At 32.7% G+C, this 24,001-nt stretch carries 21 protein-coding genes and 1 tRNA gene; 15 read left to right on the top strand and 7 right to left on the bottom strand.

Features of this window, described 5'->3' with window-relative positions; all coding sequences use genetic code 11:
• Positions 1–29: 29 nt before the first annotated feature.
• From ACSSV5_RS04640 to ACSSV5_RS04620, 5 genes are all read left to right on the top strand, one after another.
• The gene (locus ACSSV5_RS04640) at positions 30–479 is read left to right on the top strand and encodes a MarR family winged helix-turn-helix transcriptional regulator (RefSeq protein ID WP_454244965.1); all 450 of its coding nucleotides are present in this window, start codon (positions 30–32) and stop codon (positions 477–479) included.
• A 4-nt stretch (positions 480–483) separates the two neighbouring features.
• Positions 484–1,122: an NAD(P)H-dependent oxidoreductase gene (locus ACSSV5_RS04635; protein ID WP_211066798.1), complete on the top strand. Its 639-nt coding sequence runs from the start codon at positions 484–486 to the stop codon at positions 1,120–1,122.
• Positions 1,123–1,147: 25 nt separating this feature from the next.
• Positions 1,148–1,729: a YceI family protein gene (locus tag ACSSV5_RS04630; protein ID WP_454244964.1), complete on the top strand. Its 582-nt coding sequence runs from the start codon at positions 1,148–1,150 to the stop codon at positions 1,727–1,729.
• Between the two features lie 116 nt (positions 1,730–1,845).
• The gene (locus ACSSV5_RS04625) at positions 1,846–2,418 is read left to right on the top strand and encodes a pseudouridine synthase (protein WP_211066799.1); all 573 of its coding nucleotides are present in this window, start codon (positions 1,846–1,848) and stop codon (positions 2,416–2,418) included.
• Positions 2,419–2,927: 509 nt separating this feature from the next.
• Positions 2,928–3,671, top strand: a complete 744-nt coding sequence (locus ACSSV5_RS04620) for a hypothetical protein (RefSeq protein ID WP_454244963.1) — start codon at positions 2,928–2,930, stop codon at positions 3,669–3,671.
• Positions 3,672–4,333: 662 nt separating this feature from the next.
• Here the strand turns inward: ACSSV5_RS04620 and dnaK are convergent.
• Positions 4,334–6,256, bottom strand: coding sequence for a molecular chaperone DnaK (gene dnaK / locus ACSSV5_RS04615; RefSeq protein ID WP_454244962.1), 1,923 nt, complete (start codon positions 6,254–6,256; stop codon positions 4,334–4,336).
• Positions 6,257–7,134: 878 nt separating this feature from the next.
• On the opposite strand from dnaK, the gene rocD reads away from it, so the two are divergent.
• Positions 7,135–8,415, top strand: coding sequence for an ornithine--oxo-acid transaminase (rocD, locus tag ACSSV5_RS04610; protein ID WP_454244961.1), 1,281 nt, complete (start codon positions 7,135–7,137; stop codon positions 8,413–8,415).
• A gap of 743 nt (positions 8,416–9,158) precedes the next feature.
• Here the strand turns inward: rocD and ACSSV5_RS04605 are convergent.
• Both ACSSV5_RS04605 and ACSSV5_RS04600 read right to left on the bottom strand, forming a co-directional pair.
• Entirely contained in the window at positions 9,159–9,380 is a 222-nt protein-coding gene (locus ACSSV5_RS04605) for a hypothetical protein (RefSeq protein WP_454244960.1), read from the bottom strand.
• Positions 9,381–9,623: 243 nt separating this feature from the next.
• Positions 9,624–9,697: transfer RNA gene (locus tag ACSSV5_RS04600), tRNA-Arg, on the bottom strand.
• Between the two features lie 388 nt (positions 9,698–10,085).
• On the opposite strand from ACSSV5_RS04600, the gene ACSSV5_RS04595 reads away from it, so the two are divergent.
• The 3 genes from ACSSV5_RS04595 to ACSSV5_RS04585 are packed head-to-tail and all read left to right on the top strand — an operon-like array spanning position 10,086 to position 13,261.
• On the top strand, positions 10,086–10,592 hold the full coding sequence (locus ACSSV5_RS04595; RefSeq protein ID WP_211064443.1) for a DUF4199 domain-containing protein: 507 nt from the start codon (positions 10,086–10,088) through the stop codon (positions 10,590–10,592).
• Between the two features lie 3 nt (positions 10,593–10,595).
• Positions 10,596–11,546, top strand: a complete 951-nt coding sequence (locus ACSSV5_RS04590) for a glycosyltransferase family 2 protein (protein WP_211064444.1) — start codon at positions 10,596–10,598, stop codon at positions 11,544–11,546.
• A gap of 2 nt (positions 11,547–11,548) precedes the next feature.
• Complete coding sequence (locus ACSSV5_RS04585; RefSeq protein WP_454244959.1) at positions 11,549–13,261, top strand: phospho-sugar mutase; 1,713 nt, start codon at positions 11,549–11,551, stop codon at positions 13,259–13,261.
• An 8-nt stretch (positions 13,262–13,269) separates the two neighbouring features.
• Here the strand turns inward: ACSSV5_RS04585 and ACSSV5_RS04580 are convergent, their stop codons facing one another.
• Complete coding sequence (locus ACSSV5_RS04580) at positions 13,270–13,947, bottom strand: hypothetical protein (protein WP_454244958.1); 678 nt, start codon at positions 13,945–13,947, stop codon at positions 13,270–13,272.
• Between the two features lie 106 nt (positions 13,948–14,053).
• On the opposite strand from ACSSV5_RS04580, the gene ACSSV5_RS04575 reads away from it, so the two are divergent.
• The 6 genes from ACSSV5_RS04575 to ACSSV5_RS04550 all read left to right on the top strand — a co-directional run bounded on the left by ACSSV5_RS04575 (position 14,054) and on the right by ACSSV5_RS04550 (position 19,451).
• Entirely contained in the window at positions 14,054–14,998 is a 945-nt protein-coding gene (locus ACSSV5_RS04575; protein WP_454244957.1) for a transcription antitermination protein NusB, read from the top strand.
• A 45-nt stretch (positions 14,999–15,043) separates the two neighbouring features.
• Positions 15,044–15,535 carry a DUF1573 domain-containing protein gene (locus tag ACSSV5_RS04570; RefSeq protein WP_454244956.1) on the top strand — a complete coding sequence of 164 codons (492 nt, stop codon included), beginning with the start codon at positions 15,044–15,046 and terminating at the stop codon, positions 15,533–15,535.
• 6 nt (positions 15,536–15,541) lie between these two features.
• Positions 15,542–15,838 carry a preprotein translocase subunit YajC gene (gene yajC / locus ACSSV5_RS04565; protein WP_211064449.1) on the top strand — a complete coding sequence of 99 codons (297 nt, stop codon included), beginning with the start codon at positions 15,542–15,544 and terminating at the stop codon, positions 15,836–15,838.
• Between the two features lie 69 nt (positions 15,839–15,907).
• Positions 15,908–17,842 carry a M1 family metallopeptidase gene (locus ACSSV5_RS04560; RefSeq protein WP_454244955.1) on the top strand — a complete coding sequence of 645 codons (1,935 nt, stop codon included), beginning with the start codon at positions 15,908–15,910 and terminating at the stop codon, positions 17,840–17,842.
• Positions 17,843–17,897: 55 nt separating this feature from the next.
• Positions 17,898–18,272, top strand: coding sequence for a fluoride efflux transporter CrcB (gene crcB / locus ACSSV5_RS04555; RefSeq protein ID WP_211064451.1), 375 nt, complete (start codon positions 17,898–17,900; stop codon positions 18,270–18,272).
• A 15-nt stretch (positions 18,273–18,287) separates the two neighbouring features.
• Positions 18,288–19,451, top strand: coding sequence for a GlmU family protein (locus ACSSV5_RS04550; RefSeq protein WP_454244954.1), 1,164 nt, complete (start codon positions 18,288–18,290; stop codon positions 19,449–19,451).
• Between the two features lie 8 nt (positions 19,452–19,459).
• Here ACSSV5_RS04550 and ACSSV5_RS04545 read toward each other — a convergent pair whose 3' ends face one another.
• The 3 genes from ACSSV5_RS04545 to guaA form a co-directional block, all read right to left on the bottom strand.
• A complete protein-coding gene (locus ACSSV5_RS04545; RefSeq protein WP_454244953.1) occupies positions 19,460–19,981 on the bottom strand; it encodes a porin family protein in 522 nt (173 codons plus the stop codon).
• Between the two features lie 275 nt (positions 19,982–20,256).
• The gene (locus ACSSV5_RS04540) at positions 20,257–22,137 is read right to left on the bottom strand and encodes a LysM peptidoglycan-binding domain-containing protein (RefSeq protein ID WP_211064454.1); all 1,881 of its coding nucleotides are present in this window, start codon (positions 22,135–22,137) and stop codon (positions 20,257–20,259) included.
• 38 nt (positions 22,138–22,175) lie between these two features.
• On the bottom strand, positions 22,176–23,705 hold the full coding sequence (gene guaA, locus ACSSV5_RS04535; RefSeq protein ID WP_454244952.1) for a glutamine-hydrolyzing GMP synthase: 1,530 nt from the start codon (positions 23,703–23,705) through the stop codon (positions 22,176–22,178).
• Positions 23,706–24,001 lie beyond the last annotated feature (296 nt).

The following is a 24,001-nucleotide window of genomic DNA, read 5'->3' as shown; positions in this document are numbered from 1 at the left end:
ACATTTGTATATACAATTATTGTTTATACATGAATATTGAATCACATATCAAATCTTTTAAAATACCAGAACATAAAAAGGCTCTGATTAACATCATTTATTCAGCAAACTACATTGATGAAAAAATCAATAATGTGTTGAAACCATTTGATATCAGTATTCAACAGTTTAACGTTTTAAGAATTTTAAAAGGTCAAAAAGGCAAACCTGCAAATTTATCAACGATACAAGAAAGAATGGTAACCAAAATGAGCAATACTACACGTTTAGTAGATAAGCTTATTGATAAAAAATTAGTCAATCGAAAAGTATGTCCTGAAAACCGTAGAAAAGTAGAAATATCCATTACCCAAAAAGGTGAAGATTTTTTAAACAAACTTAACGCTTCTGTTGAGTCTAAAGAGTTAGAAATGACTAATCATCTGAAAACCAAAAATTTAAAACAAATAAACGAATTATTAAATCAATTAAGACAATAAACTTATGACAACACACGACTACATTCAAAAACTCAACTTTCGTTATGCGACAAAGCTATTCAATCCAGAAAAAAAGTTAAACGATGAGCAAATTAATAATGTAAAAAAAGCAATACAGCTTTCTGCATCTTCTTACGGTCTTCAGCCTTATGAAGTTTTGATTATAGAAGATATCGATTTGAGAAAAAAGCTCAAATCTGCATCTTGGAATCAGCCACAAATAACAGATGCCTCACATCTAATTGTCTTTTGTGCAAACACTAATGTTGACGACCAATATTTAGATCGATACATTAAAAACATTGCTCAAACCCGAAATATTGATGAAAGTGATTTAAGTGGAATGCGTGATATGTTAGCAAACACAGTTCTAAAACTAGATGATGAATCCAGAATAATCTGGGCACAAAAACAGGCATATATTGCTTTGGGCAATCTTCTATCTGCAGTAGCTCATTTTGGCTTTGATGCCTGCCCAATGGAAGGATTTGACAACGAAAAATACGACGATATTTTAGATTTAAAATCTAAAAATTTGCGTGCAACGGTTATAGCGACACTTGGTTACAGAAGTGAAGATGACCAACTACAACATGCTAAAAAAGTGAGAAAATCTCAAAATGAATTATTTACTGAATATTAATTTTAACCTTTAAATACTAAAAACAATGAAAACAAAATCAAATTTTACAAAATCAATTTTGGCAGTAATAATGGCTTTTACTTTAGTAGCCTTTACTACTGATGTAGAAAAGAAAAAAGTCAACATCAAAGATAGCAAAATCGTTTGGTCTGGCGAAACATTAGTGCTTACTAATACTGGTACAATTAATCTTAATGAAGGCTATTTTGAGTTTGAAAAAGGAAAAATTGTTGGCGGTGAATTTACAGTTGACATGACAAGCATTAATGTTACAAACCTTAAAGGTGAAGATAAAACAAAACTTGAAAATCATCTCAGCTCTGAAGACTTTTTTGCAGTCGATAAATACCCAACTGCAAAATTTGTTATCAACACAGCAGCAGAAAAATCTAATGGTGTTTATGGAATTTCTGGAGATATGACTATTAAAGGAAAAACTAATCCTATCGCTTTTGATTTAAAAGTAACTGATAATACTGCAACAACCAAATTAGTTATAGACCGAACAAAATATGGCATCAAATACGGTTCAGGTTCATTTTTTGATAATTTAGGCGACAGAACCATTTATGATGAGTTTAAGCTTGATATTAAATTAAAATTCTAAATATTATCATTAAAGTTTATTAATAAAAACGCTCTATATGAGCGTTTTTTTTTATTTACCAAAATTGCGACAGTGAATTTACATTGATACGTTTTAAATTTGGATAAAAATATTAAATGGTTCACAAACACTATAAACTATACAAACCCTCTGGCTATCTGAGCCAGTTTATCAATAATCAATCTCGGCGTAAAAACAAAAAACTGCTTGGCGAACTATTTGATTTTCATCCTGATACGATGCCAATTGGTCGTTTAGATCAAAATTCAGAAGGTTTACTTTTACTCACAACTAACGGCAAGTTATCCTACAAAATTTTAAAAGGCAATACCGAAAAAGAATATTGGGTGCTAGTCAGTGGTAAAATCACTTTAGAAGCCATTGAATCCCTAAAAAATGGTATTAACATCAGCATCTATGGCAAAACATACAAAACCAAACCTTGCCAAGCTAATCAAATAGAAACCCCAAATTTACCTGAACCTCAACACGCAATAAAACCACAAGGTGGAAATACAACTTCATGGCTATCCATAACTTTAACCGAAGGTAAATTTAGACAAGTACGAAAAATGACGGCAAAAGTAGGGTTCCCTACGCTTAGACTCGTCAGGGTTAGAATTGGACATGAAAAAATCGAGCATTTAAAACCCAAAGAAGTTTATGAAGTGAATGAATTTAATATTTAAAACTCAAAAAAATATAGATATTTATGTTACTAATACCGAATATGGAAGTGTGATCTAAAGCCTCAAAAATATTAACAGAAAAACATAAGTAAATCTCTATCCTTTTTAATTTTGAATGTTAATTTAACATGAGTTCTATTTATTGAAAGCTGTAAATCAGATGATTACATCTTTTTGTTGGCAAATTTTGTCATTGATAACGAAGAATGAGGAGAAATCTCATCCTACTGAGATATCTCGTCGCTCATGCTTCGCTCTGTTGACATGACAAATGATTAAATATCTGAATTTTATATGAATATATTTTATTGGAATTTATATCGAACTTACGTTAATTTACGGAAGTCAGAAAGCATTAGACGTCTTAAACATCAATCTAAAAACAAAAATGATTAAAAAATATTTAGGATAATTTGTATCCTGTTTTTTAATTTGTAAACCGTTGAAATTTGTTTCAACAGTTTTTTTTGTTTAATTTGATGAGTTAACTTCGTTTCAAAATTCATTTTATGGATGACAAACAATTTATTCCTGGCATTTATAACTACTGCGACCGCTGGTGCGAACGTTGTGATTTTACGCAAAAGTGTCGGGTGTTTCACGACACACATAAAGAGATGAACCAAGCTGAAGACAAAGAAGATTTTGCAAAAATCATTTCGAAAAATCTCAATAAAGCTATGGAAATGCTCATCAACTTTGCTGAAGAAAAAGGAATTGACCTTGATGATATTCAAAACGATGATCAAAGTTATAAAGAAGAAAAACAAAAATTTGAAGATGCTAAAAAACATCCATTAGCAGATAAATCAATGCAATATGTTAATGCAGTTGATGATTGGCTCAAAGAAAACAATAGTTTAGATAAAAAACAAAAAACCTTATTAGAAAACATAGATTTAGGCATTCATCTCGACGACACTGATAAAGCACTTCGTGAGATTGAAGAAGCTTTGAATATTATCAATTGGTATCAATTTCAAATTCACGTCAAATTAGTATCAGCGGTAAATTCTTATCCACATGATCCAGAATTTGAAGATACGATTCAAAATAGACATCATTTTTCTGCTAAAATTGCTTTGATAGGAATTGAAAATTCTATGAAAGCTTGGCAGAGTTTATTGGAACTCCTTAAAGATGACGAAGATTTTATATTAGGACGATTAATGGATTTACAACAGCTCAAAACTATGGTTTATAAAAACTTTCCACAAGTTGATAAATTTAAACGTCCTTATTTTGATGATTAAGTTTTAAACCTAAAACTTTGTCATCACGAAAAATAGGACAAAGCGATTTCTAAACTCGTAGTGAGGAAATATAACCTCATCATCCCGAGGAGTGAAATACAGCGACAAAAAAATCTCACGTGTTTTAGCCGTATTAATTTTTACCATTTAAAAACCAAATTAAACAGACTCCCTCTGCAGAGTTATTCGACATCGCAATGACATAGCTCATAAACATTGATGAAAACCCAGATGGCAGAAAACTCTTTATCATAATAATCTCGATTTTATTATGAATAAAATTTCAGAAACAGTGCTTATGCTCAAATGAATTGGCTTTATAAACAAAGCCCATTTAAGCTATCTGATCTTTTGGGTGTTTGATGAGATATTCAAACTAAACAGAAAATGACTTTATTTAAGCCACTAATGCAATAATTTTTTAGCTACTAATACATTTTTTAAGCCACTAATGCACTAATTTTAGCTACTAATGCACTAATTTTTTAGCTACTAATGCACTAATTTTTTAGCCACTAATGCAATAATTTTTAGCTACTAATACATTTTTTGTATCCTCACAAACAACTACATGTTCTTTATGATTTTAAATTCAATAATTAGAAAGCAAAAAAATCCGCTGAAAACTCAGCGGATTTTTAAATACAATTATAGAATTCAGATCACTTGACTTCTTCAAAGTCCACGTCTTCAACATCATCTTTTGAATCTGAATCTTTAGAGTTTTTAGCATCTTGTTGAGCTCCAGCATCAGCTGCATCACCTTGTGCTTGTTGTGCTTCGGCTTGAGCTTTATACATTTCTTCAGATACTTTTTTCCACTCTTCGTTCAGTTTATCAAGTGCTGGTGTGATTTTTTCAACATCACCTGTTTTGTGTGCTTCTTTCAATTCGCCAAGAGCATCTTCAATTGGCTTTTTCTTATCTTCTGGAAGTTTATCGCCAAATTCTTTCATCTGACTTTCTGTTTGAAAAATCATAGCATCGGCTTCGTTGAGTTTATCAACTCTTTCTTTAGCTTTTTTATCAGCTTCAGCATTAGCTTCAGCTTCTTTTTTCATTTTTTCTATTTCTTCTTCAGTCAATCCAGAAGACGCTTCAATTCTGATGTCTTGTTTCTTACCAGTGGCTTTATCTTCAGCACTTACATTGATAATTCCATTTGCATCAATATCAAAAGTCACTTCAATTTGTGGCGTACCGCGTTTTGCTGGTGGAATACCATCTAAGTGAAAACGACCAATTGTTTTGTTGTCTTTCGCCATCGGACGCTCACCTTGTAAAACGTGAATTTCTACACTTGGCTGATTGTCTTGTGCCGTAGAGAAAATCTGTGATTTCTTAGTCGGTATAGTTGTGTTGGCTTCAATCAATTTTGTATTTACGCCACCCATAGTTTCTATACCAAGAGACAATGGTGTAACATCAAGAAGCAATACATCCTTAACATCTCCAGTCAAAACACCACCTTGAATAGCAGCACCAATAGCAACAACTTCATCAGGATTTACGCCTTTGCTTGGTTTTTTACCAAAGAATTTTTCAACCGCTTCTTGCACTGCAGGAATACGAGTTGAACCACCAACAAGAATAATCTCGTTGATATCATTTTTACTCAATCCAGCAGATTTTAAAGCTTTTTCACATGGTGCAATGGTTTTTTTAACCAAATCGCTGATCAATTGTTCAAACTTAGAGCGTGACAAAGTTCTTACCAAGTGTTTTGGACCACTTTGTGTTGCTGTTACATAAGGCAAGTTGATTTCAGTTGATGTAGAAGAAGACAACTCTATTTTAGCTTTTTCAGCCGCTTCTTTCAAGCGTTGAAGTGCCATTGCATCATCTCTTAAATCAATACCCTCATCTTTTTTAAACTCTTCAGCTAACCAGTCAATGATAGTTTCATCAACATCATCACCACCAAGGTGAGTGTCGCCATCGGTAGCTAACACTTCAAAAACGCCATCGCCTAACTCAAGGATAGACACATCGTGTGTACCACCACCAAAGTCAAAGACAACAATTTTTTGATCCGTGCTTTTTTTATCAAGCCCATAAGCCAATGAAGCCGCCGTAGGTTCGTTAATAATTCGTCTTACTTTAAGCCCAGCAATTTCACCTGCTTCTTTTGTCGCTTGACGTTGAGAGTCATTAAAATAAGCAGGAACGGTAATCACCGCTTCTGTTACATCATGACCAAGATATTCTTCAGCTGTTTTCTTCATTTTTTGAAGAATCATAGCTGACAATTCTTGAGGCGAATACAATCTCCCGTCAATATCAACACGAGCGGTATCGTTTTCACCTTTTGTTACTTTATAAGCCACACGCTTGATTTCTTTAGCAGATTCAGAGAACTTATTTCCCATAAACCTTTTAATCGAAGCAATCGTTTTTTCTGGGTTAGTTACAGCCTGACGTTTCGCTGGGTCACCAACCTTAATTTCGCCACCTTCTACAAATGCAATTACAGATGGTGTTGTGCGTTTTCCTTCAGAATTTGGTATTACCGTTGGCTCGTTACCTTCCATTACAGACACGCAAGAGTTGGTTGTTCCCAAATCAATTCCAATTATTTTACTCATAATATTTGTTTTAAATTCTACTTTTAATTCACTATTTAGTTTTCAATCATTATGCCATCACAAAACTTATGACAGGTTGTCAGACTAATAGTGATTATGCCGGCAAACGTGCTATCCACTACAAGTGCCAATAGGTGACAAAAACAAAACTAAGAGCTGGAAGGAGCTTCCGGTGGTCGCTCAGCCAGCTTAAGTTTTGTAAATTTTGCTACCTATCGTCAGCTTTTCGTTACTATCACTGCCGCTTTTCAACTCTTTTTATAGTTTAACTGTTTTTATAGTTTAACTATTTGTTTGAATGAATTGTGTTTCAATTGTAACTGCTCTTATTTTGAAGGGTAAATACGACAGTTTATTGTTTTTATACACCAAACAGTGTTCTTATATTGGTTAAGGATATGAAACAAGAAAACAAATGAAATAGACACTTTTGTTTTAAAAAATATATTGTTTAATAACTTATGTTTGAAGTAAAAAATAACTCAGTCTCGTAATGATTTTTAGCTGTAATCTAATGAGAAACAGTTGTGTTTTTATTATAAAGTCTAATTTCGATATCGTTTTACTTTTAAAAATTAATACCTCAGAAGTATTTATTTAATGAATTGTTAATCATACATCTACAATTAGCATTTCGACTTCGCTCAATGCTCAAACATCTAAAGCATCACTTTGTATTAAATAAAATTCTAAAATTTCCAAAAGCTCAATCTAAAGGCTTTTTAAAGTTGAGCTATTTAATTCGAACTCACGCCGAATTAGTGAAATTCCCAAAAACTTTGTTTAAACTCAGATTAAATTAGACATATAAACTTAATGGGATCCGTAAAGAATAAGATATATTGATATTTTTGTAAAAAACTTAAAAATATAACTTTATGACAGTTCAAGATATTCAAACCTCTCAACAAGCTATAGACATAGAAGAAAAGCATGGAGCACATAACTATCATCCTTTACCCGTAGTGCTTAAAGAAGGCAAAGGTGTATTTGTTTGGGATGTTGAAGGTAAGAAATATTACGATTTTTTATCAGCCTATTCAGCAGTAAACCAAGGTCATTGCCATCCAAAAATTGTCAATGCCATGACCAATCAAGCCAATCGCATTACTTTAACTTCTCGAGCTTTTCATAATAACGTGCTTGGTGTTTTTGAAAAATACGCTACAGAATATTTTGATTTTGACAAGCTCTTACCTATGAATACTGGAGCTGAAGCAGTAGAAACCGCAATAAAAATCTGTCGTAAATGGGCGTATGAAAAGAAAGGTATAGATGAGCAGGAAGCCAAAATTGTCGTTTTTGAAAACAATTTTCACGGCAGAACCACAACCATCATTTCCTTTAGCAATGATGAAGGTGCCAGAAAAAACTTTGGGCCTTATACGCCAGGATTTATCAAAGTCAATTATAACGATACTCAAGCTTTAGAAGAGGTTTTAAAATCTGAAAAAAATATAGCTGGGGTGCTTGTAGAACCTATTCAAGGTGAAGCTGGCGTTTTTACACCAAGCGATGAGTTTATCCCGCAAGTCAAGCAACTTTGTAATGACCATAATGTTTTATTTATGGCTGACGAAATTCAAACTGGTATAGCTAGAACTGGAGCTTTATTAGCGGTATGTGGTAAGTGTAATTGTCAAGGTCATTGCGAACGCCAAGATACATACTCAAGACCCGATATTTTAATTTTAGGAAAAGCCCTTTCAGGTGGAGTTTATCCTGTTTCTGCAGTTCTAGCTAATAATGAAGTGATGAATGTCATTAAACCTGGACAACATGGCTCAACCTTTGGTGGCAACCCTGTGGCTGCTGCAGTTGGTATGACAGCTCTTGAAGTGGTAAAAGATGAACATCTCGCCCAAAATGCCAGACATCTCGGTCAACTGTTTAGAGATAAAATAAATGAGTATATTCAAAATTCCAATATTGTTAATTTGGTGAGAGGTCGTGGCTTGCTTAACGCTATTGTGATTAATGATAGTGAAGATTCTTCAACCGCTTGGGACATTTGTATGGCTCTAAAAGAAAACGGATTGCTGGCTAAACCTACACATGGCAACATTATTCGTTTTGCACCACCTTTGGTGATTGATCAAGATCAATTGTTAGATTGTGTACAGATTATTACGGAGACTTTAAAGGGTTTTGAGAAATAGGTTTACTCAGGCTGTATAGTTTTAAATCTAAATTATGCATTAGAGTATAATCCTCCATAATAGCCAACCCCCTGTCATTCTGAACGGAGCCTGCCGACCTCTTGTGATTCTGAACGGAGCTTGTCGACCTCTTGTCATTCTGAACGGAGCCTGCGAAGTGAAGAATCTTTTCGTGAAACGAACCCCAATACGTGAGAGAGAGATTCCTCTACCGAAGCTTCGGTATCGGAATGACATTCCCTTGTCATTCTGAACGGAGCTTGTCGGAGTGAAGAATCTCTCAGTGAACCAAACCTCACTTGTCATTCTGAACGGAGCTTGTCGGAGTGAAGAATCTCTCAGTGAACCAAACCTCACTTGTCATTCTGAACGGAGCCTGCCGAACCCTTGTCATTCTGAACGGAGCTTGCCGAACCCTTGTCATTCTGAACGGAGCTTGTCGGAGTGAAGAATCTCTCAGTGAACCAAACCTCACTTGTCATTCTGAACGGAGCTTGCCGAAGTGAAGAATCTCTCAGTGAACCAAACCTCTCTTGTCATTCTGAACGGAGCCTGCCGAACCCTTGTCATTCTGAACGGAGCTTGCCGAAGTGAAGAATCTCTCAGTGAACCAAACCTCACTTGTCATTCTGAACGAAGCTTGCCGACCTCTTGTCATTCTGAACGGAGCTTGTCGGAGTGAAGAATCTTTTGGTGAAACGAACCCCAAAACGTGAGAGAGATTCCTCCTAAAGTCCTTTAGACTAAACGCGATATTCAGCTTGTAAACGAATCCCTCTATATTCCACATCAGTATTAATTCTAAAAACATCATAGCCAAAATCTCCACCGCGTTCTTTTTGATCACTTTTCCATGAAGATAGATTGTAATTGTATCTTAAAGCTCCTCCTAAATCAACAACAGGCTTATCTTGAGCTAAAATAATTGAAGGATTAATAAAAAGCAGCCATAAAATTTTCTTCATAAAAAAGAATGGTTTTCTTCAAATTTCAAAAAAATGTTAAAGAATAACAAACTTAATTAAACCTTTATTAGAAATACTCGACGTATAAAACACTTAAGAAAAGTGTATATTACTGGTAATCATAGCCTATAATAAGAAAAATAATCGTAAAGATTTAGTGCCTGTAAAAATTAAAAAAAGAAAGATTTAATAGATTAAATAAAAAAACATTCTGACCAAATCGCCAGAATGCTTTTTAAAAAGTGATCGCGACAGGATTCGAACCTGTGACCGTCTGCTTAGAAGGCAGATGCTCTATCCAGCTGAGCTACGCGACCAGATATAGAAGAATTTAGAGAGCCTCTCTCTCAAGGTCTGCTTAGAAAGTATCCTGACGAATTTTGTCAGCACAACTGAGCTACGCGACCAGATAAAAGAATTTTAGAAAATTTATTCTACATTCTTTATTAATCCAATATGTCAAGGTCGGCTTAGAAAGTATCTCGCACATATTGTGTTAGAACAACTTAACTAAGTCTGTGTAAAATTTGACAGAACTAATTCCATTAAATTTAAGGTCTGCAAAATTAATATTTTTTTGGATATAAAAAATTTATAAAAGCATTATTATTGAATTTATTTTAATTTGATAAATCTCAATATTCCTTTTAATGGAGTGAATACTGCTTCAATTGATTTGTTTTATATTTGCTTAGATTTTTAAATATGGAAAACCAAACTTCAAATTATAAAAAACTAAGCATAAACTACGGAATTATTTTTGGAGTATATTCTTCTGCATTATTATGGCTTAGCTACAAATTCAATTTTGAAAACAGTTTATTGATGTCTCTTATTTCTGTCATCGTTGCTGTTTTGGTGGTTTTTTTTCCCATACAACAATTCAAAACCTATAATGACAATATTTTAAAATTGAGTGAAGCTCTAAAAATTGGTCTAATCGTAGGGTTAATTAGTGGTTTAATCTATGGCATTTATACTTATTTGCATTATAAGTCTATAGATGTGGAGTTCATTCCACTTCAATTAGAAGAAAGCAAAAAAGAGCTTGAGCTTAATAGTAGTAAAATGACAAAAGAAGAATTGGAACAAGGTATCGCGATGATAGAAACATTGCTTTCTCCGTTTATGCTTGCCACTTTTGCATTATTTACTTTACTGTTTAAATCTTTTATTATAAGTCTAGTTATTGGCTTGATAAAAAAAAATTAACCTATGCTAATTTCCATCGTCATTCCATTACTCAACGAAGCTGAATCACTTCCAGAGCTTCACACTTGGATAAAAAGAGTGATGGATCACAACAATTTTAGCTATGAAGTTATTTTTATTGACGATGGCAGTTCAGACAATTCTTGGGAGATTATTAAAAATTTAAAAAACAATCACTCTGAAATCAAAGCTATTCGATTTTCAAAAAATTATGGCAAATCTCAAGCTTTACACGCTGGCTTTGATATGGCTGATGGTGATATTGTTTTTACGATGGATGCCGATTTACAAGATAGTCCTGATGAAATTCCAGAAATGATTGAAATTTTAAAAACAAAAAATCTTGACCTTTTATCTGGATGGAAAAAAAAGCGTTATGACTCTGTAATCTTTAAAAATTTACCTTCTAAACTTTTTAATTATGTCGCACGAAAAACTTCTGGTTTAAAACTACACGATTTCAATTGCGGGTTAAAAGCTTATAGAAAAGACGTGGTTAAATCTATTGATGTTAAAGGTGAAATGCATCGCTATATTCCTGTTCTGGCTAAGAATGAGGGTTTTAAACATATAGATGAAAAACCTGTCAAACACCAAGCCAGAAAGTTTGGACAAACCAAATTTGGAGCCGAACGATTTATCAATGGATTTTTAGACTTGGTATCGCTATGGTTTTTTTCTAAATTTGGCAAACGACCAATGCATTTTTTTGGTGCACTTGGGGTTTTGATGTTTGTCATCGGGTTGCTTTCATCAATTTATATTGGTGGCTCCAAACTTTATAAACTATACAACGATTTACCAAATATATTAGTGGTTGACAACCCGTTTTTTTATATTGCTCTATCCAGTATGATTATTGGTGTGCAATTATTTTTAGCTGGATTTATTGCTGAACTTTTATTAAATAATCAGTCTTCAAAATACAGATACAATATATCAGAAAAAATTTAATTATGGATAAAAAAATTATAGAAAAAGCTCAAGAATGGTTAGATAAACCTTTTGACCAAGATACCCAAAAATCTGTTCAGCATCTTATCGAAAATGATTTATCAACTTTAGAAGATGCTTTTTACACTAATATCAATTTTGGAACTGGTGGAATGCGTGGTATTATGGGCGTTGGAACCAATCGAATCAACAAATATACCTTAGGAAAAAACACTCAAGGCATTTGTAACTATCTCAAAAAGGTTTTTCCTGATCAAAAACATAGCGTTGCTATTGCCTTTGATTGTCGTCATAATAGCAAAACATTGGCTAAAGTGGTTGCTGATGTGTTTTCTGCTAATGATGTTAAGGTTTTTATTTTTGAAGATTTAAGACCAACTCCTGAATTGTCTTATGCATTAAAAACTTTAAATTGCCACTGCGGAATAGTTTTGACTGCAAGCCACAATCCACCAGAATACAATGGATATAAAGTCTATTGGCAAGACGGCGGTCAGATAGTTCCACCGCAAGATCATGAAATAATTGAAGAAATCAATCAACTTCAATTCAAAGATGTCTTGTTTAAACCTAAAGAAAATTTAATAAATTATATCGGAGAAGAAATTGATAAAAAATTTATTAAAGATTCCATTCATAACGCCAAAACATCATTAAAATCATCAGCTCGTGAAGATTTAAAAATCGTTTTTACTTCTATACACGGAACAGCCATAAAACTGATTCCGCAGACTTTAACTCAAGCTGGCTATACTCAATTAGCAATTGTCAAAGAACAAGCCGAACCTGATGGCGATTTTCCTACCGTAAAATCACCAAACCCAGAAGAACCTGAAGCTTTAAAAATGGCATTAGATCTCGCTGACAAAAATGAAAGCGATATTGTCATTGGCACAGATCCTGATAGCGATAGACTTGGTGTTGCTGTAAGAGACAACAACCAAAAAATGATTTTACTTAACGGCAACCAAACTATGATTTTAATGACTTGGTTTTTGCTTGAGAAATACAAAAACAATTTAAAAGGAAACGAATTTGTTGTATCAACTATAGTTTCAACTCCTATGATGCGTGTTATAACAGAAAATTATGGCGTTGAATTTACGGAAACCTTAACGGGTTTTAAATGGATAGCTGATTTAATAAAGAAATATCCCAATAAACACTTTATTGGTGGTGGTGAAGAAAGCTTTGGGTTTATGGTTGGTGATTTTGTAAGAGATAAAGATGCCATCACCTCTACTCTGCTTATCTGTGAAATTTCAGCTCAACTAAAATCGGAAGGCTCATCTTTGTATAATAAATTGATTGAACTTTATACAGAACATGGCTTTTACAAAGAAGATCTTGTTGCTTTGGTTAAAAAAGGAATTGAAGGTCAAAAAGAGATTCAACAAAAAATGAAAGATTTAAGAGATCATCCCTTAGATAAAATCTGTGGAGAAAAAGTTGTTCTAATTGAAGATTATCAAAATTCTACGGCAAAAAACTTTCAAAATCACAAAACCACAAAACTTGATATTCCCAAGTCTAACGTGTTGATTTATTATACTGAAAACGGTACTAAAGTTGCAGCAAGACCAAGTGGAACAGAGCCTAAAATTAAATTTTATATCAGCGTCAATACCAGTTTATCTAAAGTTGAAGATTTTGAAAAAGTTGACAATATGCTAAACCAAAAAATATCTAAGATAAAAACGGAACTCGGTCTATAAAACCACCGCTAAAGCTTATCAGGGTAGCTAATCCTTGATATTTCAGCTTTGGCTGTAATGTTGTTTTCACCTTCAATAATCCATGTCATTGCAACAGGTATTCTGTTTACTGTAATGTATTTATAATAAGTCAATACGCCTTTATCAAAAGGTTTAGTCTTAATATCGGTTGAATAATTTACCTTTTCAATGATATGGGTTTGAGGATGCTTAAAGATTTCAAAATCTGTATCAGACAGGCGAGATTTGTATTTAAAACCAATCAAACTATCTTTTTCAAAAGGTTTCAGTGCTTTATCTGTTTGGATCCAAAAAGGCAAAGCATATAATTCTGCAGACCACAACACGATCTTTTCAAACTTAGATTCCATTTTTTGGGTATTTAAAACCGTATCAAGTTTTGAATTTTTAATCTTAATTTCAGTACCCTCAGTGTTTAAAATCAAGTTACCATCAAAAAAAACAGAATCTTCCGTGCTTAGTTTCAAATGAAATTTAACAGCCTTTTCCGCTTCAAAAGCTCGAGTGTTGTAAGCCGATCGTAAAGGTGATAAAGTGCTATTGTATCTGTTTTTATCGATAGATTTGGACGTGCTTTCATCGCTTTTACTTTTAGCTTTATCTGATTGACAACCAAAAGAAATTATGCAAGAACAAAAAAACAAAACAAAAGATTTTCGTAGCATGACAATTTTTTTTTTAAAATTAAACAATATTATAGAAATTAATTCTGACTATAACAATAAAAAAATTAAATTTGTCGATATGTTAAAAATATAAAGTTCTCTTGACATGCTGACACGAAGACATATTAGAACCAAGGTTATGCAAAGCATTTATGCCACTAAGCATAGCAACTTTGGCAATATCAAAAGCCAAGAAAAGTTTTTGAACAAAAGTATGCAAGATATGTTTGACCTTTTTATAATCAATTTAAACTTGTTGGTCAACATTTCTATGTGTGCAGAAAAATTTTATAACCAAAGTAAAAAAAAACATTTACCAAGCCAAGAGGACAAATCTCCAAACTTAAAATTTGTCAACAACAAGATTTTACAAAAACTTAAAACTTCAAAGATTTTAGAAAAAATTAATCATCAAAAAAAATTAGATATTTGGGACTTTGATGATGAATATCCTGCTTTACTTTGGGATGAAATCAAGCAAAGTGAAATTTATTATGAATATTTAAATCATAAAAAATCATCATATGATATTGATAAATTTTATATCATAGAAATTTATAAAAAAATTATCGCCCCTAACGACAAACTTTATGAATATTTTGAAGATCACAAACTCACATGGATTGACGATTTACCCATTGTTAACACGAGTTTAATCAGATTTTTAAAATTTATTCCTAAACATTCCAAAGATTTAAAATTTCCAGAATTATTTAAAAACAAAGATGATTATGAGTTCGGTATTCAATTACTTCAAAAAACACTTCTGAACGAAGATACTTTCAGTAAAGATATTGTTAAAAACACTCAAAATTGGGACAAAGAACGAATAGCAAGCCTTGATTATATCATGCTTTTAATGGCATGCACTGAATTTAATAAATTTCCAAGTATCCCGATTAAAGTAAGCATCAATGAATATTTAGAAATTGCCAAAAACTATTCCACACCAAAAAGCAGTAACTTTATAAATGGTGTCTTAGATAAAATAGTTAAGCAGTATAAAAATGAAAATAGACTGAATAAAAGTGGCCGAGGCTTGATAGAATAAATAATTTATAATACTTTTGAAAAAAATAAACTAAAATACAGAAATATGAAAAAATTAATTTTATGTCTATTAGTAATGTCTTCAGTGACATTCACATCTTGCAAAAAAGATGCATCCGAAAAAGTAAAAGCAGAAAACGTTGAAAACGCCACTGAAAGAGATGCTAAAGAAGTGGTTTACCCAACTTTAGATTTTGATAAAAAAACTCACGATTTCGGAACAATTGACGAAGGCGATGTAGTAGAACACACTTTTACTTTTACTAACAATGGAAAAGCACCATTGGTTATCACAAACGCTAGAGGTAGTTGTGGCTGTACTGTTCCAAGTTATACCAAAGAACCTATTGCACCTGGTGAGTCTGGTGAAATGTTGGTTAAGTTTAATTCAAGAGGAAAAAGAAATCAACAAAACAAATCAGTAACTATTACTGCAAATACAGAAAAAGGTAAAGAAACCTTACAAATTAAAGCATTTGTCAATCCTTCAGCTAATGCCAAAAACGCTAAAGCTGGTTCACCAATTCAAGTTAAATAATTTTAGATGGGAGATATAGGAGGCTTATTGCCTATGCTATTGATTTTTGTGGTAATCTTTTTTTTCATGATAAGACCACAAATGAAAAAGCAAAAACAAGAAAAACAATTTAGTGCAAATCTTAAAAAAGGTGATAAAGTCGTAACAAAAAGTGGAATGCACGGCAAAGTTGTTGATTTTAGCGAAAAACTTGATGCCGTTATTCTTGAGACAGGTGCTGGTAAAATAACTTTTGACAAATCTTCTATTTCATTAGAAATGTCTCAAAAAATAAATGCACCAAAAGAAGATAAAAAGAAATAACAACATAATAATTTAAGATAAAAGCCGGGTAATGCTCTCGGCTTTTTTTTGATTAAAAACAAAAAATAAATGAAATCGTATAAGTTTTTTCTATGCTCTTTCTTGTTTGTAGCATTCTGGACTAGTAATGTCAAAGCTCAAGATGTAAATCCTAACAATCAAGAACTCTTTAGTGAATTTAAGGATAGAACTGGCAATAGCTATCGTTCAGCCAATGGTGTTCCGGGTCCCGAATATTGGCAAAATCAAGCCAACTATAAAATTGATGTGAGTTTAAATCCTGAAAATCACAAAATAAAAGGTCAAGTAAAGATTGAATACATCAACAACAGTCCATTTGATTTAGATTATGCTTGGCTTTTCCTTGAACAAAATAGGTTCACACCAACTTCAAGAGGAACTTTAACAACACCATTAGATGGAAATCGATATGATGGCGATATTGATGGTGGATATAGTTTGTCTAACATTAAAGTCGAAACAAATGGCACTTCAAGTAGCAAGCATATTATCAATGATACACGTATGCAAGTCTTTTTTGAAAAACCACTTAAAGCTAATGGTGGTAAAGCTAATATAAGTATGGATTTTGAATTTAAAATTCCAGAAAAAGGCATGGATAGAATGGGAAGATTAGAAGTTGAAGACGGTGTGATTTATGCTTTAGCTCAATGGTATCCAAAAATGGTAACCTTTGATGATATTAATGGTTGGAACGTTATGCCTTATCTCGGTGCAGGAGAATTTTATTTAGAATACGGAAATTTTGAATATTCTGTAACTGCTCCAAGAGAATATATCGTTGTTGGTTCTGGAGAATTGCAAAACCCAAAAGAGGTTCTGACAAAACAACAACAAAGAAGATTAGATAAAGCTAAGCAATCAGACAAAACACAATTCATTATTAAGCCAAACGAAGTCGGTCAAACTGATAAAATCAGGCCTGATGGTGATAACTTTACGTGGAAATTTAAAATACAAAACTCAAGAGACGTTGCCTTTGCAGCCTCAAAAGCCTTTATATGGGATGCCGCAAAAATCAATTTACCAAATGGTAAAAAAGCCTTAGCCCAATCTGCATATCCTAAAGAAAGCTATGGCGAAGATGCTTGGGAACGTTCTACCGAATATACAAAAGCTGCCATCGAGCATTATTCTAAAAAATGGTTTCCATATCCCTACAAAAATGCAGTTAACGTTGCCAGTAATGTTGGTGGTATGGAATATCCTGGCATTGTATTTTGTAGCTATAAATCAAAAGGTGAAAGCCTATGGGGCGTTACCGATCATGAATTTGGACACATTTGGTTTCCTATGATTGTTGGCAGTAACGAAAGACGACATGCCTGGATGGATGAGGGTTTCAATACTTTTATCAACCTCTACTCTACTGATGCATTCAATGATGGTGAATATCCTAACCGAATGCTAATGGCTAAGCAAAGTCTGATTCCGTGGTTTTTAAGTCCAAATAGAGAAGCTATCAGCACTTTCCCTGACGTTGTACAAACGCAAAACTTAGGCATTGTAGCTTACTATAAACCTGCTTTAGGTTTATATATTTTAAGAGAATATATTCTCGGTTCTGAACGATTTGATTTTGCATTTAAAAGCTACATCAAAGCTTGGGCATACAAACACCCTACACCAACAGATTTCTTTAATATCATAGAAAATGCCGCAGGAGAAAACCTAAGCTGGTTTTTTAAAGCTTGGTTTTATGGTAATGATAATATTGACTTAGCCGTCAATAAAGTTGAAAAATCTGAAATAGGTTATAAAATTGAATTTGAAAATTTTGGTATCCCAATGCCTGTTGTTTATAATGTCTATTACCAAGATGGAAGCAAAGATGAATTAAGGTTGCCTGTTGAAATTTGGCAAAGGGGTGATACTTGGACTACAGCTATAAAAACCGACAAAACGATAAAAAAAGTTGTGATTGATCCTAATCGTATTTTACTTGATGTTAAGCCTGACAACAACCGTTGGGAAACTGAGTGATAAAGCCTTTAGAATCAATTCAGAGTTCAAACATGTTTTGATATTATTTTAGATTATGGCTTTAAGTAATATTCTATGGGTATTTTTAGGTGGAGGCATCGGAAGTGTTTTACGCTTTGTCGTTACAAAAACTTTTAGCCAAATATTTGCTAACCTGTATTGGGGTACATTAAGCGTTAATCTTGTTGGGAGTTTATTAATAGGTTTATTGATAGGTTTTGAAATTAAATCAATCCTACATCAACCGATATTGCTTTTACTCGCAACAGGGTTTTGTGGTGGCTTTACTACATTTTCAGCATTTAGTTTAGAAAGTTTAAACTTGATTAAATCTGGACAATATCTGTACGCAACATCCTATATTCTAATCAGTATTATTCTCGGAATCATAGCTGTTGGTTTAGGATTTTATCTTGCAAGACAAATATAAAATCAAAAATATGTAATGATGAATATTGTATTTATTGAACCCTTTCGGCATCAACTCCTGCCACTGACTTATACTAAGCCTGTTTCTGAGATAAGATGTGGGATTTTGAAAATGAAAGAAAAATGGGAAAAAAGATTACCTGAAGCTGATTTTTCTAATTTGACAGAAAATTACCTTAAAACCCTTTGGCCAAGCCAAATCGAAAAGGATAATATTTTTGTAAATGCCTCTGTTTTTCCAACTCCAAAGTTGATTGATCATATTACAAAATTAAAATCTAATCAAGCACTTTTTTCCGATGATGTGGTTGTCGCCTACAGATCTGATGCACCTGAAAAATACAATGAAGTTTTAAAATTCAAAGAAAAGCTTAATTTTTTAAAATGGCCTTGGGATATTTTTGCTTTCAATCATGAAGCTATTTCTGATGATTTTAAACTCATAACCCAAAACAGAGTTTCTGAGCCAATTCCAGAGCATATTTTAGCTATTAATCCCAATCAAATATTTATTGAAAAGGGTGCAAAACTTATCAATGGTACTTTAAATGCTTTGGATGGTCCAATTTATATTGGTAAAGATACAGAAGTTATGGAATCCGTAAATATTCGTGGTCCTTTTGCATTATGTGAAAATGCAGTTGTAAAAATGGGTGCAAAAATTTATACAGGAACCACCATCGGACCTTTTTCTAAAGTTGGTGGCGAAGTAAGCAATTCCGTCATTCAAGGATTTTCAAATAAAGGTCACGATGGTTTTTTAGGAAATTCTGTTATTGGAGAATGGTGCAATCTTGGAGCCGATACCAACACATCTAACTTGAAAAACAATTATGCATCAGTAAAATTGTGGAACTATAATCAAGAGAAATTTGTTGATACTGGTTTACAGTTTTGTGGACTTATCATGGGCGATCATTCTAAATGCGGTATCAATACCATGTTTAATACTGGAACTGTAGTTGGTGTAAGTGCTAATATTTTTGGCGAAGGTTTTCCTCGAAATTTTATACCAAGTTTTAGTTGGGGTGGCAAAAATGGTTTTATCACCTATAAATTTGAAAAAGCACTTGAAGTTGCAGAGATTGTCATGAAAAGACGTAACAAAAAGTTAAATGATTATGATGTTGATATATTAAAAAGCGTCTTTGAAATTTCTCAACAGTATAGACAACATTGAAACACTTTCTATAAAAAGGAATAACCTATAGCTAATGTGAAATTACCATTTTTACCGTCGCTATTTTCAAAAACATCAGTTAGACCAAAAACATAACGGGCATCAGCTCTCAAACCGAATGGCAAGTCAACACCTAATCCAGCTGCACCAGACAAATCAAAACTTTTAGTTTCAAGAAGGTTCGGAAGGTTGTCATCAATAAGGAAACCAAATTGTGGCCCAAGTTGAACATTTAAACCTCCAATCAGATAATATTTCAGTAAAACAGGCACATTGATATAATCTAAATCAATGTCTGAATCTTCAAATTCTGCACCTTGTCGTGAATAAAGCAATTCTGCTTGTAAACCAATTTTACTGATTTTAGTTCCTACAAAAAAACCAGCATTGAAACCAGTTTTGTTATCAAAACCACTGACATCACTTAAAGTTGAAAAATTAGCCCCAATTTTGACCCCTAAATCAATTTTTTGTGCATGAGTTAGTTGAGCGGTAATCAATATAGCAAAAAGAATTTTTAAGATTTTCATAGTTTTTAAATTTTGGTTTTGTCCAGATAAGTTATCGTGCTAATTTAAGATTAAATCTTCAATATAATGAGTTATAAATGTTATTTTAAATGTCGCATAAATATCTCCTTAAAACACAAGTCGGTATCATACTTTTTATCAACAATATTATTCATTCAAATCGGTATTACATTTACACAAAAAGAACTAATAGCAACAACCTTTTTCTGACAGTAGTTAAAACTAAATTTCAAATATAATCAATAAATATCCAAATTTGATAATTTCTATGGTTTCTAATTTAGAATTTCAACATCAAAATCTTTATTGTATTTGATAATATATAAGCCTTGGTTATGATAAACATCTTCCATAAAGGCTTGATTATAGCTAAAACGATTTTCGGTATATTCTGTATAAAGTTTTAGAGTTTTTGGATCTTTTAAATCACCATCGTAGGCTAATCTCAAAAGAATATCATAAGTCATATCAAAAGCCCTAGTTACATATTTATTTGGAGCATAACCATATTCTTTAATAAAGTTTTGTATAAAATCATTGCTTTCAAGTACTTCATTTTTGGAAGTGCTGACATAGGTAAATGACAAAGCACAAAGAGCCGCATTATTGATAACTTCGCCAAAAGCCTCATTTCGGTCTGAAGTTAGCAATTTGATGTTATAGCCTGCTATATCTTCATCTTGACTTTTATTCAAACTATACAAATGATTTATTACACTTTCTGAAACTCCAATCTGATCGGTTTCTAAAATAACCATGTTGTCTTTTTCAGAATTTAACAATTCCTTGAGAGCATCTTTTTCGACAAAGGGTTTATCGACTTTAAAAAACCTCGCATTAGGGAAAGTATATTTATATTTATCATAAGTTTCTTTTGAAGCACTGTCTATGATAAAAACAAGTTGGGTTTGATCAGTGAAAGTACTATCTATATAAGTAATTAATGTTTCGGTTTTTAAATTTTGTTTAGGTAAAGTGTTAAAGACAAAAGATGATGCATTTTGAGATTTTGAGATAGGTATAAATACAGGAATATTTCGAGTAGAATTATGTTTACTCAGTAGCTCGACATTTGAATTTGTGATTGGTCCAATAATAGCATCTCGATCGTTTAAGTCATTAGCTGTTAAGATAGACTCTAAAACTAAAGCATCTTTTTTGGTATCAAATATTTTTAAATCCGTATAAATTCCTTTTGATTTTGCATAATCTATAGCCCATTTCACGCCTTGATAGATATCTAATGAAATACTAAAAAGCTTATTTTTTTTGATGACAGTTTGTGGTTCAACACTGACACTATCTTTTTTAAACTGATCTAAAGAAAATGGTAAAAAAAGTGCTAGTTTTTTTTCGTTATAGTTTTGAACATAATTTTCTAAATTGATAATTTTATTTTCAGTAATCTCAGTGATTTGCTTGGGTAATTTTATTATCATCCCAGCTTTTAAACCTTCTCTTCTTACAATTGGATTTAGCTTATAAATTATATCTTCACTCACTTTAAACTCTTTGGTTAAGCTGTATAAAGTTTGATGTCTAGGAACTTCATAATATTGCAAATCTATTGCCAAAATATCAAGATTAGAATTTTCTTCTTCTGCTGAATAGCTTGGTATAACTTTGACTAATTGTCCAGTTTGAACCTCTATTATATTTTGATTGAGACTGTCAAAAGCTTTGATGCTCATACCGTATTTTGAAGCGATATCGGCTTTTTTTTCTCCTGGTAAAACAATATGTTTAAAAGCCGAAAAATTTGAGTTTTTTATACTTTGGTTAAAATCTATTTTTTGATATTCCTCAGGCAATTTATAGGCGGGTAATTTTAAGACTTCACCTGCCTGAAGTTCTCTATCATATAGGTTAGGATTAAAGGCTTTGATATCTGCAATACTTAAATTAAAACTTTTTGAAATACTATATAAAGTCTCTTTTGTTTTTACCCTGTAGCGAAGAAAACCAAAATTTTTAGACTCTGCTTTTGGAATCACTATTTTTTGCTGACCAATAGCTTTTGTGTTTTTTAAATCGGGATTATATTTAAGTAACAAATCTAATGAAATGTTATTGGCTTGTGCAATACTTTGTGGTGTATCGTCTGGTTTGACATCATACACTACATAGTTTTGAGCCTGAACAATTTTCAGACTCATTAAAATAAAGAAAGTAAAACAATATTTAAACTTCATACTTATTCCCATTCAATTGTTGATGGTGGTTTTGAACTGATGTCATAAACCACACGATTAACGCCTTTGACTTGATTGATAATTTTATTAGAAACACTTTGCAAAAATTTGTAGGGCAAATCTACCCAATCAGCAGTCATACCATCCGTTGATTCTACAGCACGTAAAGCTACAACTTTTTCGTAAGTACGCTCATCTCCCATTACGCCAACAGAATTTACTGGTAATAGCATAGCACCAGCTTGCCATACCTTATCGTACAGTTTCCATGTGCGGAGTGTTTTTATAAAAATATGATCAACTTCTTGTAAAACACTAACTTTTTGAGGCGTGACGTCATCTAAAATTCTAATGGCTAAACCTGGACCAGGAAACGGGTGGCGTCTTAAAAGTTTGGAAGAAACACCTAATTCTTTTCCTACGCGACGCACTTCATCTTTGAACAACATTTTTAAAGGTTCAACAACTTTCAGTTTCATATATTCTGGTAATCCGCCAACGTTATGGTGTGATTTGATGGTAACCGAAGGACCATTGACCGAAACCGATTCAATCACATCAGGATAAATTGTACCTTGAGCTAAAAAGCTTACGTCTTTAATTTGATGTGCTTCGTCATCAAATACTTCTATAAAAGCATTGCCAATACGTTTGCGTTTGAGTTCGGGGTCAGTCACGCCTGCCAAAGCGGCATAAAATTTTTCGGAAGCATCAACGCCTTTGACGTTTAGTCCCATATTTTTGTATTGGTCTAAGACTTCATCAAATTCGTTTTTTCTCAGTAACCCATTGTTTACAAATATGCAATACAGATTTTTGCCAATAGCTTGATTTAGAAGAACCGCAGCAACCGTTGAATCAACGCCACCACTTAAACCCAAAACAACTTTTTGGTTGCCAATGGTTTGTTTTAACCATTCAACACTTAAATCTACAAATTTAGCGGGCGTCCAATCTTGAGGAACTTGAGCAATTTTGACCAAAAAATTTTCAAGCAATTTCAAGCCATCTGTGGTATGATAAACTTCAGGGTGAAATTGAATGCCATAAGTATCTTCATTTTCAAATTGAAAGGCTGCAAACTTAACATCTTCTGTTGAAGCTATACAATGTGCATTTGGTGGTAACTTTGTGATAGTGTCACTGTGAGACATCCAGACTTGTGAGCCTTCTTTAATACCTTTGAATAACGGATTATCTCGTTTGATGTCTTCTAAATGGGCTCGACCAAATTCTCGGGTATTTGAAGCTTCAACACTACCTCCGTTTTGCTGCACTAAGTGTTGGGCACCATAACAGATTGCCAAAATTGGTAATTGTCCTTTTATCTGTTTTAAATCAGGTATTGGTGCATTGGCATGCCTTACTGAAAATGGACTTCCCGAAAGAATTACAGCTTTAAAACTGGATAAATCTTTTGGAATTTTATTAAAAGGTTTGATTTCGCAATAAATGTTAAGTTCTCTTACACGTCTAGCAATCAATTGTGTGTATTGAGAACCGAAATCTAAAATGAGGATATTTTTTTGCATGAACAAAAGTAAAAATTTGAATTTTAATTCTATACTTTTTTAGGCAGTTTATATGGCTTATTTTTAAGCTTAAATTTTTTTAAACCCACAATTTAAGTAATCAAATTTAGATATTTAATACCGAATGCTATTTCAAATATGCATAAATGCTCCTTAAAATATCAGTTTGTCACAGACTATCACGTCGGTATTATACCTTTGTCTTTTTATTAACGATATTTAAAACGAGAACATCACATTAAATATTGTTGCCATAGCAGTGATTCGTTGTTGGATTGAAAAGATAAATACTGGCA

The organism is Psychroflexus sp. MBR-150 (assembly GCF_053628795.1).
Note: the sequence above shows the minus strand (reverse complement) of the source record. Positions and strands in the feature narration are given on the sequence as shown.